The sequence below is a fragment of the Shewanella sp. 4t3-1-2LB genome (genome assembly GCF_017368415.1).
Lineage (GTDB): Bacteria > Pseudomonadota > Gammaproteobacteria > Enterobacterales > Shewanellaceae > Shewanella > Shewanella fodinae.
On record NZ_JAFNJD010000064.1, the window covers coordinates 1 to 14,496 of the forward strand.

Annotated in this window: 14 protein-coding genes; 8 read left to right on the plus strand and 6 right to left on the minus strand. The window is 47.2% G+C overall.

What is annotated here, in order from left to right; translation table 11 throughout:
- Nucleotides 1-650 precede the first annotated feature (650 nt).
- The 3 genes from J3L11_RS17635 to J3L11_RS17645 all read left to right on the plus strand — a co-directional run bounded on the left by J3L11_RS17635 (nt 651) and on the right by J3L11_RS17645 (nt 2,258).
- A complete protein-coding gene (locus tag J3L11_RS17635; protein ID WP_207571820.1) occupies nt 651-1,001 on the plus strand; it encodes a hypothetical protein in 351 nt (116 codons plus the stop codon).
- 61 nt (nt 1,002-1,062) lie between these two features.
- Nucleotides 1,063-1,965 carry a 1,4-dihydroxy-2-naphthoyl-CoA synthase gene (locus tag J3L11_RS17640; protein WP_189619020.1) on the plus strand — a complete coding sequence of 301 codons (903 nt, stop codon included), beginning with the start codon at nt 1,063-1,065 and terminating at the stop codon, nt 1,963-1,965.
- 101 nt (nt 1,966-2,066) lie between these two features.
- The gene (locus J3L11_RS17645; protein WP_133040740.1) at nt 2,067-2,258 is read left to right on the plus strand and encodes a DUF2061 domain-containing protein; all 192 of its coding nucleotides are present in this window, start codon (nt 2,067-2,069) and stop codon (nt 2,256-2,258) included.
- Nucleotides 2,259-2,321: 63 nt separating this feature from the next.
- Here the strand turns inward: J3L11_RS17645 and cyoE are convergent, their stop codons facing one another.
- Genes cyoE through cyoA form a run of 5 tightly spaced genes read right to left on the minus strand, consistent with a single transcriptional unit; the run spans nt 2,322 to nt 7,132 of the window.
- Nucleotides 2,322-3,206, minus strand: coding sequence for a heme o synthase (gene cyoE, locus J3L11_RS17650; RefSeq protein WP_133040635.1), 885 nt, complete (start codon nt 3,204-3,206; stop codon nt 2,322-2,324).
- A gap of 11 nt (nt 3,207-3,217) precedes the next feature.
- Nucleotides 3,218-3,553, minus strand: coding sequence for a cytochrome o ubiquinol oxidase subunit IV (gene cyoD, locus J3L11_RS17655; protein ID WP_207571821.1), 336 nt, complete (start codon nt 3,551-3,553; stop codon nt 3,218-3,220).
- Complete coding sequence (gene cyoC / locus J3L11_RS17660; RefSeq protein ID WP_207571822.1) at nt 3,553-4,164, minus strand: cytochrome o ubiquinol oxidase subunit III; 612 nt, start codon at nt 4,162-4,164, stop codon at nt 3,553-3,555. The genes cyoD and cyoC overlap by 1 nt, the downstream gene beginning before the upstream one ends.
- Nucleotides 4,161-6,146 (minus strand): cytochrome o ubiquinol oxidase subunit I, encoded by a 1,986-nt coding sequence (gene cyoB, locus J3L11_RS17665; protein ID WP_189619021.1) that lies wholly within the window; start codon nt 6,144-6,146, stop codon nt 4,161-4,163. Before cyoB ends, cyoC begins: the two co-directional genes overlap by 4 nt.
- 8 nt (nt 6,147-6,154) lie before the next feature.
- Nucleotides 6,155-7,132, minus strand: a complete 978-nt coding sequence (gene cyoA / locus J3L11_RS17670; protein ID WP_133040632.1) for a ubiquinol oxidase subunit II — start codon at nt 7,130-7,132, stop codon at nt 6,155-6,157.
- Nucleotides 7,133-8,068: 936 nt separating this feature from the next.
- Between cyoA and J3L11_RS17675 the strand changes: the two genes are divergently transcribed.
- Nucleotides 8,069-8,848, plus strand: a complete 780-nt coding sequence (locus J3L11_RS17675) for a hypothetical protein (protein WP_207571823.1) — start codon at nt 8,069-8,071, stop codon at nt 8,846-8,848.
- A 22-nt stretch (nt 8,849-8,870) separates the two neighbouring features.
- Here the strand turns inward: J3L11_RS17675 and cysM are convergent, their stop codons facing one another.
- On the minus strand, nt 8,871-9,752 hold the full coding sequence (gene cysM, locus J3L11_RS17680; protein WP_207571827.1) for a cysteine synthase CysM: 882 nt from the start codon (nt 9,750-9,752) through the stop codon (nt 8,871-8,873).
- Nucleotides 9,753-9,962: 210 nt separating this feature from the next.
- Here cysM and cysP point away from each other — a divergent pair, with 210 nt between their 5' ends.
- The 4 genes from cysP to J3L11_RS17700 all read left to right on the plus strand — a co-directional run bounded on the left by cysP (nt 9,963) and on the right by J3L11_RS17700 (nt 13,975).
- Nucleotides 9,963-10,970, plus strand: a complete 1,008-nt coding sequence (gene cysP, locus J3L11_RS17685; RefSeq protein WP_133040629.1) for a thiosulfate ABC transporter substrate-binding protein CysP — start codon at nt 9,963-9,965, stop codon at nt 10,968-10,970.
- A 156-nt stretch (nt 10,971-11,126) separates the two neighbouring features.
- The gene (gene cysT, locus J3L11_RS17690; protein ID WP_207571824.1) at nt 11,127-11,972 is read left to right on the plus strand and encodes a sulfate ABC transporter permease subunit CysT; all 846 of its coding nucleotides are present in this window, start codon (nt 11,127-11,129) and stop codon (nt 11,970-11,972) included.
- Between the two features lie 9 nt (nt 11,973-11,981).
- A complete protein-coding gene (cysW, locus tag J3L11_RS17695) occupies nt 11,982-12,848 on the plus strand; it encodes a sulfate ABC transporter permease subunit CysW (RefSeq protein WP_207571825.1) in 867 nt (288 codons plus the stop codon).
- Complete coding sequence (locus J3L11_RS17700; RefSeq protein ID WP_207571826.1) at nt 12,845-13,975, plus strand: TOBE-like domain-containing protein; 1,131 nt, start codon at nt 12,845-12,847, stop codon at nt 13,973-13,975. Before cysW ends, J3L11_RS17700 begins: the two co-directional genes overlap by 4 nt.
- Nucleotides 13,976-14,496: the final 521 nt, after the last annotated feature.

A 14,496-nucleotide genomic window follows, 5' to 3' on the forward strand; every position in this document is an offset into this window, starting at 1 on the left:
CTTGCATGTGTTAGGCCTGCCGCCAGCGTTCAATCTGAGCCATGATCAAACTCTTCAATTAAAAGTTTTTGACTCTAATGAATGACTGTTCTATTCGAACACTCTTCAGTGAGTTTTAAATCGTTTTGCGATTTTATTCACTGCGAGTGCCCACACAGATTTGCTTGTCTCATCAATTGTTAAAGAGCGTTGTTCGGGCTTATCTCCGAACAGGGACGTGCATTCTACACCACCCCAACTTGGCGTCAAGTGGCTTGCGCCAATCTTTTTTCGCCCAGACAATTCAGCTTCGCCGCCTTGCCTGCAACACCGCCAGCGCTTCGCTGTTGCCGTGTCAGTGGGTGCGCATTATAGGCCCCCAGCTTGTTTGCGCAAGAGCTAAATCGAAGTTTTTTTTCGTTTGTTCAAGAAACCATCCAACCGCTTAAAAGTTAAATAGTTTGGGTGCAAAAAAGCGGCTAATGACCAGCTTTTGTAGGGAATAACGCTGAACATCCGTTTATTCAGTGTAGGCCTTGGCCAATTTTTTTCCTGTAAATTTTAATATTTTTTGGGTCAGTATTTGGATGTTGATATGGATTTCTACACTATTTGCCGCAAGCTTGAAGTAAGATGACTTATCTCACGCAGAAATAGATGAAGAAAGCACTATGAGAGGATGGATTATTTTGGCGGTATTGGCAGCGGTTATCTATTACCTAGCGACTAAGACAGACAAGCTAGATCAACCCATTGCCCAAACAGAAGCACTGTTGAATAAAATCGAGCGCAAGCTTGATGCCATGACCGGTACGCAGATCATACGTATTGATCAGAAGCGCGCTAAACTAAGGTCTTCTCTTGCTGAACGGTTATCTGACCCAGAGCTACAGGAATTGAATCGGGTACTGCAGACCCCTGACACATTCGCCGATTTTAAAGATCACTACTGTAAAGGAAATGTGGTTTCTCATCCGGTTTTTAGCAAAGATAACCTGTTTTTTATCTGCGATAACTTCTAATCATTTATTCATAACCAATAGTGACTTTGAGTCACTTTCTTTTTATCTAAGGGCCGCAACTATGTCGCAATTTGTATCTGATATCTTTGACGCCGAGCTTTGGGAACAGGTCCCAGGTTTTGATTTTGAAGATGTGACTTATCACAGAGCTAAGGAACAGGGTACGGTTCGTATCGCTATTAACCGACCCGATTGCCTGAATGCCTTTCGTCCCAAAACCGTTGATGAGCTTTATACAGCCCTAGATCATGCGCGCCAATGGTCTGATGTAGGTTGTGTGTTACTGACTGGCAATGGCCCGTCAGCAAAAGGTCAATGGGCATTTTCCTCCGGTGGCGATCAACGTATTCGTGGCAAGGATGGTTATAAGTACGAGGGCGTGGAAACAGGAAAAGCTGACTTAGCTCGCATGGGTAGATTGCATATTCTTGAGGTGCAACGACTAATCCGTTTTATGCCCAAAGTGGTGATTGCGGTAGTGCCAGGCTGGGCGGTTGGCGGTGGTCATAGTTTGCACGTGGTGTGCGATTTAACACTGGCATCTAAAGAACACGCCATTTTTAAGCAAACAGATCCCGATGTTGCCAGCTTTGATTCCGGTTATGGCAGTGCTTACTTAGCAAAAATGATTGGACAAAAGCGAGCGCGGGAGATTTTCTTCTGTGGCTTCAATTACAGCGCCGATGAAGCCTTTGCCATGGGAATGGTCAACAGATCAGTACCTCACGCTGAATTGGAGCGGGAAGCGTTGCGCTGGGCTAAGGAAATCAATTCTAAGAGTCCAACCGCGATGCGCATGCTTAAATATGGATTTAACCTACCTGATGATGGCTTAGTGGGACAGCAGTTATTTGCCGGGGAAGCAACTCGACTTGCCTATGGCACAGCCGAGGCACAGGAAGGGCGCGATGCTTTTCTGGAAAAACGCGATCAGGACTTTTCGGCATTCCCTTGGTATTACTGAAATAGGAAACGAAATATCGTTTAGAATAATCGATTCCCTCCACTTTACTTATAAATGATAACCATTATCATTAAGTCATACGTGTTAGGTGGGGTGGAATGATGATCAAGACATTAACTTTTGCGGTGTTGCATTTCAGTGTGGCATTCACAATTACCTATCTGTTGACAGGTAGCGTGTTAGTCGGCGGTGCTGTCGCTTTAATTGAACCCAGCATCAATACCGTGGTGTTTTACTTTCACGACAAGATCTGGAAGAAGTGGGAAGCAAAGCATCCAGCTGTTGCCATGTAGTATAAAGTCACAAAAACAAAAAAGCCTGGTAGCGATGACCAGGCTTTTTACTTGCGGTTAGGTTCACAACTGCACAAACAGTTGTGGTGTAACCATTCTGAAATCAAGCGCCATGGTGATACTCAGTGCGGTGATGGTAAAAATGGAAAAAGCAAACACCTGACGTGCCCAACCATTAACATCAACATCGCTACGATAGCCCCGCAAGGCCATTGCCAGCCACCATAAACTGGTGGAACAGGCAACGATCATAAACGCCGTTCCGGTATAACCACTCAGAGGCAACAATGCCGTCACAATACTGAACACTGCAATGTAAAGCACAATATGCAGCTTCGCTTTGGCGATACCCTGTGCTACCGGCAATACCGGAATATTTGCGGCTTTATAGTCATCGTAGCGAAAAATAGCGATGGCATATGAATGCGGCATCTGCCACAGACAAAACATCAGCAACAATATCGCAGCACCCGCATCAAACTGGCCGGCAACCGCACAATACCCTACCACAGGCGGAACTGCGCCAGAGAGACTTCCGACCATAGTTCCATAAACCGACTTACGCTTCATATACAGGCTATAAAAGCCAACATAGACAACGAAGCCGATAGCTGCAAATAAGGTCGCCATAGCGTTAGTGCAGGTTGCAAGCACGGCAAACCCAACACATCCCAACAGCACACCGAACCAAAACGCTTTGGATGCAGACAATTCGCCCGTCACCGTGACTCGGTTACGGGTACGTTTCATCTTGGCGTCAATATCACGATCTATGCAGTTGTTGATGGCACAGCCAGAAGCAACAACCAAAGATAAGCCGACAACAGCTGCTAACATCAAGAACCAGTCTATATGTCCACGGGAGGCAAGAAAAAATCCTCCAGCAACCGAGATCAGATTACCGATGATGATGCCGGGCTTAGTGACGTTGAGATAGGGTTTTATCATGGCGCCATTACTCACATGTACATCATTAAGGCATTAGCGCTGTAGATAATCCAAATAGATAATCCAACCACTAACCCAATAATCACAGCCGAGAAGATAAATGCAATCGCATTTTCCTTGCCATGTGGCGTGAAATCCAGATGTAGAAAGTATTTCAAATGCACGATTATCTGCACAACCGCCATGACCACAACCAACACAACAGTCGCGGGTTTGCTTAACTGGTGAGTCATGACCGCCCAGAATGGGATAGCTGTCAGGATAATCGACAGCACAAATCCAATCAGATAGGACTTAGCACTGCCGTGGCCGTCATCATGAGCCGCTTGATTAGCCATATCACTCATTAGATTACCCCCATCAGGTACACAACAGTAAACACACAGATCCAGATAACATCTAGGAAGTGCCAAAACATGCTCAGGCATCCCAAACGGGTCAGTGTGCGATTACCTAAACCACGTTTGATCACTTCCAGCATCATGATAGCCATCCAGATCAAACCGGCGGTCACGTGCAGACCATGCATCCCAACCAACGCAAAAAATGCGGATAGAAACGCACTACGATCAGGACCATTACCTTGGGCAATCAAGTGGTGGAATTCGTTGATCTCCATGCCGATAAACACCGAACCGAAGATAAATGTAATCACCAACCAGCCTAGCGTGCCTGATACGTTTTTCTTATGTGCTGCCAGCATGGCAAAGCCATAAGTGATACTACTAAGCAACAGCGCTGCGGTTTCTACTGCAACATAATCAAGCTCAAAAATATCGTGACCAGATACTCCACCAGCAGTGTTCATATACAACACGGCATAGGTGGCAAATACAGACGCAAACAACAAACAGTCTGTCATCAAGTAAAGCCAGAAACCAAATAGCGTGACCTTACCAGTATCGTGATGATGCTCGTCGTGTGCGCCGGCATCCATAGTGTGACTCAGGGTGCTCATGCTGCAACCTCCGCAACATTTTTCAGATGGGCTTCTTCAATACGTTTGACTTCATCAGGCTGTACGTAATAGTCCACATCGGTGTTATAAGCCCGGACAATGAAGATGCCGATAGTGCCGACAAATCCTACGATAGCTAACCACCAGATATGCCATATCAAGGCAAAGCCCATGACAGTTAGCGCTGCGCCCATCAATACACCAGCAGAGGTATTTTTCGGCATATGAATTGGTGCGTACTCAGCCTGTTTAGCGTAAGCAGTACCGTTTTCCTTCGCTTCCATGAAAGCATCAATGCTATGCACTTCAGGTGTTTTGGCGAAGTTATAGAACTGTGGTGGTGATGCTGTTGACCATTCCAGGGTACGAGCACCCCATGGATCACCGGTAGTATCCAGATTCTGCTTCCGATCACGGATAGAAACATACAACTGAGTGAACTGGAAGATAATGCCCAGCAGGATGATAAAGGCACCTACGCAAGCGATATACAACCAGATGTTCCAGTCAGGATTATCCGTATGATTCAGACGACGAGTCATACCAAGGAAGCCCAGGACATACAGCGGCATGAAGGCAACATAGAACCCTATCTGCCAGCACCAGAAAGCCGCTTTACCATATTTGGCATTGAGTTTGAAACCAGTGGCTTTCGGGAACCAGTATGAGAACCCAGCCAGATAACCAAATACCGCGCCACCAATAATGGTGTTATGGAAGTGAGCAATCAGGAACAGACTGTTATGCAATACAAAGTCGGCGCCTGGTACTGCCAGCAGCACCCCGGTCATACCGCCAATAGTAAAGGTGGTCATCGCGCCCAAGGTCCACAACATGGGTACAGTGATACGCACCTTGCCGCGGAACATAGTGAAGATCCAGTTGAACAGCTTAACCCCTGTTGGCACCGCGATAATCATCGTCATAACGCCAAAGAAGGCGTTAACGTTAGCGCCGGAACCCATGGTAAAGAAGTGATGCAACCATACGATAAAGCCAAGGATAGAGATTGCACCGTTGGCCATAATCATTGAGGTATAACCAAACAGTTTCTTAGAACTGAAGGTCGCCACAATCTCAGAGAAAATCCCAAATGCTGGCAGCACCAGAATATATACCTCTGGATGTCCCCAAGCCCAGAACAGGTTGATGTACATCATGGCGTTACCACCCGCTTCATTTGTGAAGAAGTGGAAATCCAGATAACGATCCAGAGTCAGCAAGCCAAGAGTAGCGGTTAGAATGGGGAATGAAGCCACAATCAGGATGTTGGCCCAGGTACAAGCCCAGGTAAACACCGGTATCTGCATCAGCTTCATGCCGGGGGCGCGCATCTTAAATACGGTTACCAGGAAGTTCACGCCCGTGAGCAAGGTACCTAGCCCCGATATCTGCAACGCCCAGATGTAATAATCAACCCCAACCCCTGGACTATATGTCAGCTCCGACAGCGGTGGATAAGCGACCCAACCTGTCCGCGCAAATTCACCAACACCCAGAGAGATGTTAATCAATACGGCACCAGATGCAGTTAACCAGAAACTGAGGTTATTCAGGAACGGGAAGGCCACGTCACGTGCCCCAATCTGCAGCGGCACGACAATATTCATCAAACCGATCATAAATGGCATTGCCATAAAGATGATCATGATGACACCGTGAGCACTGAAGATCTGGTCATAATGTTCAGGTGGTAGATAACCTGTTGCACCATTAGTCGCCAGGGCTAACTGGGTTCGCATCATAATGGCATCAGCGAAACCACGAACTAACATGATCATCGCCACAACGATGTACATGATCCCCAGACGTTTATGATCCACAGAGGTGATCCAGTTATTCCAGAGCATTCCCCAGGCTTTGTACTTGGTTAAGATGGCTAGCAGTGCCAGCCCACCCACAGCAATTGCTGCCAGCGTAACCATAATAATGGGTTCATGGTAAGGAACCGCATCAAGAGAGAGTTTACCTAATAAAGACATGTCGACTCCTACGCCTCCCCATTGGCTTTGGCGTGTTCAACAGCTGATGACGAATCATGATGCATCATATGCATACTAGGCTCTGCAGCTTCAGTACTGCCGTGCCCTTGGTGTTCGCCATGCTCGTTACCGCCCTTGCCCCAATCGTTATAGTGCTGCATATATTTCATCACAATCTGATGGAACAGACCGTCTTGAACAGCCCCGTAATATTGCACTGGGTTATTTTCGCTGGGTTTAGCCAACTCGTCATAGCTCTGAGAATTCAGCACAGCGTTATTGGATTTAACAGACGCTACCCAATTATTAAAATCAGCATCCGTTGGTGTTGCCGTAGCCTTGAACTTCATGCCAGTAAAGCCTGCACCACTGTAGTTGGCAGACATACCATCAAAAGTACCTGCTTCGTTAGCAATCAGGTGCAACTTAGTTTCCATCCCGGCCATAGAATAGATCTGGCTACCCAACTGCGGGATAAAGAACGAGTTCATCGTCGAATCAGATGTAATCTTGAATTGCACTGGAACATCTTTCGGAAACACTAACTCATTGACAGTGGCGATCCCCTGTTCAGGATAAATAAATAGCCACTTCCAGTTGAGAGAAACCACTTCCACCGTCAGATGATCACGTTCATGGTCCAATGGACGATAGGGATCCAACTCATGAGTAGTTTTCCAGGTAATAGTCCCCAGAATAACAATGATGATAATCGGAACTATCCAAACAATAGTTTCGATTTTGTTTGAGTGCGCCCATTTGGGCATATAGAGTTCGTCGCGACCTTCACGGTATTTCCATGCAAAGAACAGGGTCATAAAGATTACCGGAACGACTACCAACAACATCAGTACGGTAGCGACGATAATCAGATTTTTCTCCTGCAACCCCACATGACCTTTCGGGTCGAGCACGCCCCCCTCACAGCCAGCCAGGAATAACACCATGGCGGCCAAAGCGACTTTACTTAGGCTACGAATAAACACAAAGAACCTTCCTCTAACGACAGAGGTTGATAACATCCACTGCCAGAAAGGCAGCAGCGTGAACAACGCTATTGATACCGGACCGAGAGCTTGCGGCGACGATATAATAGACGCCAGAACCAATCTGTATAAATCAAACCTTTGGATAGTGGCGAAAAACCAAACCCCAGTTCGAGAAAATACTGATTACTTAACTTCCCGACACTGCTATCACAGGTTTAACGGAAAACTCCTTTGAAAACAGGCATACAAGCCCAAATTCAACGGTGATATCCGACAACAAAGGTTAGCCCGACAATTGACTTACGCCACTTAAGCCCACAAACAAAATGTGAGTTTTGTCCGCACAGTTCGATAAACGTGAAGATTATCACAAAAATATTCTGAACACACAATGGTTAAGTGGTTAAACCGAACGTTGTCTCCTTACGCGAGACAGACTTTATCCGGCCCCCATTCATGTTGGTAACTACAAATACAACATATTGAATGAGTTGAAGAAATATTCGCAACTCCTTAATTAAAAACGCAGTGATATTAGCACGATGAAATTTTTCGATGATAACTATGCTAAGTTGATGCGCTAAGTTGATGCTATCTGCTTGACTGAAAATAAACACATTTTGCGCCTGCAAATACTCGTCGTCTCACATTTGTCTTTGATAGACAGAGCCTTTCCGTAACCTATCCTCGCCAGGAAACTAAACCTTCTGCCACGCGGTAACCAAACAGCCTTGAAAACAGCATGGATAAAATAGTCACAGATGAACCGACCGAATGATGCCTTGAACACGTTAACCACAACATACAATTTAGCGAGGAAGTCTATAGAAAACTTGACCGCAACGAGCCAATAGCTGCCGATGCTAGCTGAACTTTTGCGCATTCTATGGTTCAAAATAACACGTTGATAAAGATAACTTTTGCAAGGACTGCATGGTTTTCCAACCACAGGTAATAATTGATCATCAACAAAAACTTAACGCCAGGCAATTATGGCGTTATCTGTTTCCTGTCGCGCTATTCCATATAGTAATAGCGGCATACCTATCTTACAAAACAACACCACCAACGCTGACACCTACCATTATCGGCACACCAACGCCAATTCATGCATTCTTATATCAGACACCAGCTAAAAACATCGCCGTATCAACACCGCAAGCCACAACCAACAGCACAGTGAAAACCTTACCAACGACTCAGCGCCTCGACATGCGCCAAACGGCAGAAAAACCACCGCAGCCACACCATGACAACTCCACCGCAAAAACCACCATAAGCGCTACAGCGCACAAAACACCGAACGCTTCGGCAACCGCTAATCCGCCAGAAACAACGGCGGTAAAAACCTCTGATATACGAAACATCACCGTTCGTTATCTGCAGCAACAACAATTAGAGACGTTAAATCAGATAGCAACAGAACATGCCAGACAACAAACCGCGCACAAAACGCTGAGCGTGATGACACCAGATCCTGCGTCGCTAGTATTGCCAACGCTCCCAATGGGCGAACGCAACGGTTCACTCGACTCGCCGCTCGATCCCAACCGTATTGTTAAGCAAGGTGACACCTGTTATCGCGTAGTAAAAACGCCGACACAACTTAACCCAGATGCCGAAAATCTTGGCTTTCCCTTTAAATGCGCCCCCACAGACGATGAAAAACTGCTGGATGCTTCGCTAAAAAAACGGATAGACCAACATCGTTAGCCATTGCGGTCCGAGCTTAAATCTAAGAAAAAAGCCCCGACGAGAGATAACGGTCCCCCCGATCGCAAACGATAGCCACCACCACAGATCCTGGTTGCTGTCGGGCAATAGCCAATGCCGCATGCACTGCGCCACCGGAACTGACGCCAGCACAAATGCCTTCCTCCTGCGCCAAGGTTCTCGCCATCGCTTTGGCATCTTGTTCTGTAATATCCATCAACAGATCCACGCGCGAAGCATCAAAAATCCCCGGTAGATATTCTTGCGGCCAACGGCGGATACCAGGAATTGAGCTGCCGGATGCCGGCTGCAACCCAACTACCGTAATTTTTGGATTGCGCACTTTCAGGTAACGCGACACGCCCATGATAGTGCCAGTCGTGCCCATGCTGGAGACAAAATGTGTCACCTTGCCATGGGTCTGTTGCCAGATCTCCGGCCCGGTAGTCATAAAATGGGCATTGGCGTTATCTGGGTTATTGAATTGATCCAACACCTTGCCTTTAGCTTCGGCCTGCATAGTCAATGCTAAGTCGCGCGCTTGTTCCATATTGTCCACCAGCAGCAATTCAGCACCATACGCTTGCATGGAGTCCTTGCGCTCCTGAGTGGCATCTTTAGGCATGATTAAAATCATCTTGTAGCCCTTGATGGCGGCCGCCATTGCCAGCGCAATGCCAGTATTGCCGCTGGTGGCTTCAATCAAGGTATCGCCAGGATGGATCTCTTGCCGCTGCTCGGCCTGCACAATCATATTCAGTGCCGCCCGATCCTTTACCGACCCCGCCGGATTATTGCCTTCTAGTTTCAGTAACACGGTAGAAGAACCACAGTCCAACCGTTGTAAACGTACCAACGGTGTTTGCCCGATACAGCTTTCAATAGTGGGAAAGTCAGACACGATATAAACCCTTTTTCTGCATTAAACATCGCTAAACGATGCCATATTCTATGAGCCTTACTGTCGCAAAACACAACGAATCGCCACAGCAGCATACAATAAATCGCTCATAGTTATTCCAAAAACTTCTAGATAGATACCTTCTTATAAAAATTAACATCTATTAATCTAAGGGCCATCTCACTGACACGGTTACCGAATTAAGGAGTAAAAATGCCAGTAAAATTGCTTAAGACCCTATTGGGCACCCTGTTTTTAGGAACCTCACTCAATGTGGCGGCGGCAGATCAAACGCTGCTGAATTCCTCATACGATATCGCGCGGGAATTGTTTAGCGCCTATAACCCAATATTTGCCAAACATTGGCAGGAACAGACAGGTAAAACCGTTGAGATCAAGCAGTCCCATGCAGGGTCGTCAGCGCAAGCCCGTTCGATTCTGCAAGGGTTACCTGCCGATGTGGTCACCTTTAATCAGGTCACTGATGTGCAAATTTTGGCCGATCGCGGCAAGTTGATCCCGGCGAACTGGCAACAACTGCTGCCTAATTCAAGTTCGCCTTACTATTCCACTATTGCGTTTCTGGTGCGAAAGGGTAATCCAAAGCAGATCAGCGATTGGGGCGACTTAGCCAAGGATGATGTGAAACTGGTGTTTCCAAATCCTAAAACCTCAGGCAATGCACGCTATACCTATTTAGCCGCCTTGGGTTATGCCCAGAAAATCTACGGGAAGGATGACCAAGCGGACCTCGATAGTTTTCTGAAAAAATTCCTCGCCAATGTGGCGGTATTTGATACCGGCGGCCGTGGTGCCACAACCTCATTTGTTGAACGCGGAATTGGCGATGTACTTATTACCTTTGAATCGGAAGTAAACAACATTCGTCAACAATATGGCAGCGATGACTATCAAGTCGTCGTACCAAAAACCTCTATTTTGGCTGAATTTCCAGTGGCCGTGGTTGAAAAAAATGCCAAACGTAATGGCACACTTGATTTGGCAACCGAGTATCTTAAATATCTATACAGCGAAGATGCCCAACGGCTATTGGCGGGCTTTAACTACCGGGTACACGATGCCAAGGTAAAAGCCGAATTTGCGAGTAAATTTCCCGAGGTTGACCTGTTGACTGTGGAGCAAATCATCGGTGGCTGGGATAACGCCATGAAAACCCAGTTTGCCAATGGTGCCAAACTTGATCAGCTATTAAAGCGCTAAATATCCAGGTGTTTAGTCTTAAGTAATCAGACCTGGGGGAGTCCCGGGTCTGTTGGCTTAATCGAGTATCAGGGTTATCAATTGACACAATATTGTGTGTTCGGCATATCAACCACAGCGTTAACTCAATTAACCTAATATGCGGTGACAAATTAAGTGATTTTAACTAACGGGCGCCTACCCCATAAACGGGTTCTTCCGGGATTCAGCATCAGTTTGGGTGTGTCGTTACTGTTTGTCAGTCTGATCCTGTTACTGCCAACCACCGGACTGGTCATGCAGACTGGGGCAATGAGCTGGTCTGAATATTGGGGAGCGATTGCCGATCCGCGAGTAGTTGCCAGTTATCGCGTCACCCTGTTGTCGGCACTAGCCGCATCAATCTTTAATGGCCTGTTTGGACTGTTGCTGGCCTGGGTGCTGGTACGCTATGAATTTCCAGGTAAGCGATTATTGGATGCGTTAGTCGACTTACCCTTTGCACTACCGACCGCCGTTGCCGGTATCACGCTGGCGACCCTATACGCAGAAAATGGTCAGATTGGCAGCTTACTGGCGCATCTGGGGATTAAGGTGGCGTACTCGCCATTGGGGATTGTGGTTGCCATGGTGTTTACCAGCATTCCATTTGTAGTGCGCACAGTGCAGCCAGTGCTTGAAGAACTGTCTCATGATGAAGAAGAAGCGGGGATGACTCTCGGAGCATCGGATCGCGCAGTATTTTGGCGCATCATTTTGCCATCCTTGTGGCCGGCATTAATGGTGGGGACGGCACTGTCATTTACGCGCAGTCTCGGTGAATTTGGCGCGGTGATCTTCATTGCTGGCAATATGCCGTATATCAGTGAGATCACCTCGTTGATGATCTTTGTGAAATTGCAGGAATTTGATTTTGCTGGCGCCAGCGCCATAGCCTCGGTAGTGCTGCTGACCTCCTTACTGTTGCTACTGCTGATTAACCTTTGGCAAGCGCGCTATCTGCGACGTATTCGCGGGCGTTAAGGAGCACACATGAACCCATTTAAACCCGCCAGGGTTGGTGATGCCCCCATCATTAAGTGGAGTCTAATCACCCTCGCCGTATTATTGAGCGGCTTACTATTACTGGTGCCGCTAGCCAGTATTTTTCAACAAGCCTTTGCTGGCGGTTGGCAACTGTATATTCAGCATTTGAGTCAACCAGATGCTCTCCACGCCATTGGCCTCACCTTGATAGTGGCAGCGCTGACCGTACCGATAAACTTAGTGTTTGGGGTATTTCTGGCATGGAGCGTCACCCGCTTTGAATTTCCAGGCCGCAAAATATTGATCACCTTGATTGATATTCCCTTTGCGGTATCGCCCGTGGTTGCTGGCTTACTCTATCTGCTGCTGTACGGCAACAGTGGCTGGCTGGGCGCCTGGTTGTTTGAACATGATCTGCAAGTGATGTTTGCTTGGCCCGGAATCGTGTTAGTGACCATTTTTGTCACTTGTCCGTTTGTCGCGCGCGAACTCATCCCTTTAATGCAGCAACAGGGTGCCGCCGAAGAAGAAGCAGCGGTGATCCTCGGCGCCTCTTGGTGGCAACTGTTCCGCCGCGTGACCTTACCCAATATCAAATGGGCACTGATTTATGGGGTAATTCTTACCAACGCCAGAGCGGTAGGCGAGTTTGGTGCCGTGGCGGTAGTCTCAGGCAATATTCGTGGCGAAACCAATACCTTACCATTGCATGTGCAATTGCTTTATGAGGATTATCAGGCACAAGCAGCATTTGCCAGCGCCTCTTTACTGGCTTTGATAGCCCTGTTTACGCTGGCGTTAAAAGCAGCAGTGGAATGGCAGCAACAACGCAGTTTATCCGCTAATAACGATAATGAGCAAAACCGATTATGAGTATTCGTCTTAGCAATATTTCTAAAAAATTTGGGCAATTTCAGGCACTTTCGCCACTTAATCTGGATATTGAAGAAGGCGAAATGATCGGTCTGCTGGGGCCATCTGGTTCTGGTAAAACCACCTTACTGCGAATTATTGCAGGACTGGAAGGCGCAGATAGCGGCCAACTTTATTTTGGTGACCGGGATGTTACCCAAGTCCATGTGCGCGAACGTCATGTGGGTTTTGTGTTCCAGAACTACGCGCTATTTCGTCATATGACAGTTGCCGAGAATGTCGCGTTTGGCCTCCACGTTATGCCACGTAAACAGCGACCAACGGCTGCCGAGATCCAAAAACGGGTATCGCTGCTATTAGACACTGTGCAACTCGGTCATCTGGCGCAGCGTTATCCAGAGCAACTCTCTGGTGGACAAAAACAACGTATCGCCCTGGCGCGCGCACTGGCGACCCAACCAGAAGTACTGCTGCTGGATGAACCCTTTGGCGCTTTGGATGCAAAAGTCCGTAAGGAACTACGCCGCTGGCTGCGTAGCCTGCATGACGAACTGAAATTCACCAGCGTGTTTGTCACCCATGATCAAGACGAAGCCTTGGAACTGTCTGATCGAGTGGTAGTGATGAGCAATGGTCACATAGAACAGGTTAATACTCCGGCGGAGTTGTATGCGCAGCCAAACAGTCGATTTGTGTTTGATTTTCTTGGCAACGTCAACGTGTTTACGGCTGAATGGCAACAATCACACTGGCGCAATGGTGCGGCATTTTTAGTCCCACCAGCGCAGCCACAGTTACAGCAAAACGGTGCTGTATATGTGCGCAGTCACGAATTGGCGTTATCCGATAAACCTAACAGTCAAGCGAATTTGCCGTTTGAGATTGTTTCCATTACCCCCATTGGCGCGGAAGTTCGGGTGGAGTTAGCAGCACACGGCTGGCACAGCGAACAGTTATGGGAAGCAAAATTTACCCACCACCAGCTGCAAGAAATGGGGCTAAAAAGGGGTAATCTGGTTTTTGTGACCCCACAGACTGGCTACTTTTTTGCTGAACAAGGTGACGGTACCGCCACACGCCTTAACTGGCCGTTCCTGCCACCCAGCAGTATCGTGTTTGATATTTAACACTGGGTTTTAGTTAAGTCTAATGGCGCAACCAACCTTCCTCGATTGGGAAGGTTGGTTGAATGAAACAGTCTTTGGACATTTCCGAGTTAAAGCCTTAACTCTAACGCGTCTGTTTCGGATAGAAATTCCATGAGTTAATGCGGCGTTAACGCTTCACTCTCCGGAATTTTTGGAGCATAGCGAGTAAAATTTCCGTGTGGAGTGACTTGTTACATGCCTATTTATCACCAAAGTTAACAGTCGCCCCCAATAATGTTTGTTCCGTTATATAGTAAGGCAAGAAATCAGAAATATAGAATTGAAAAGCTTTCCAAATGTTTGCAAAAATAGTCACTATTAGCACTAAAACCAAAAGCCAATCAAAGTAATTATTAGAACCCCATCCCCATCCTCAGGGCGGGATTAAGCTTTGTTAAATGTGTTAACCAAAGAAAAGCTCAGATCTAAAGTCCCCATTCCACGCCGCTTTGCGCATCTTACTCGGCTTACTCACCTTTAATGGGTGTTGCTGCAACAAG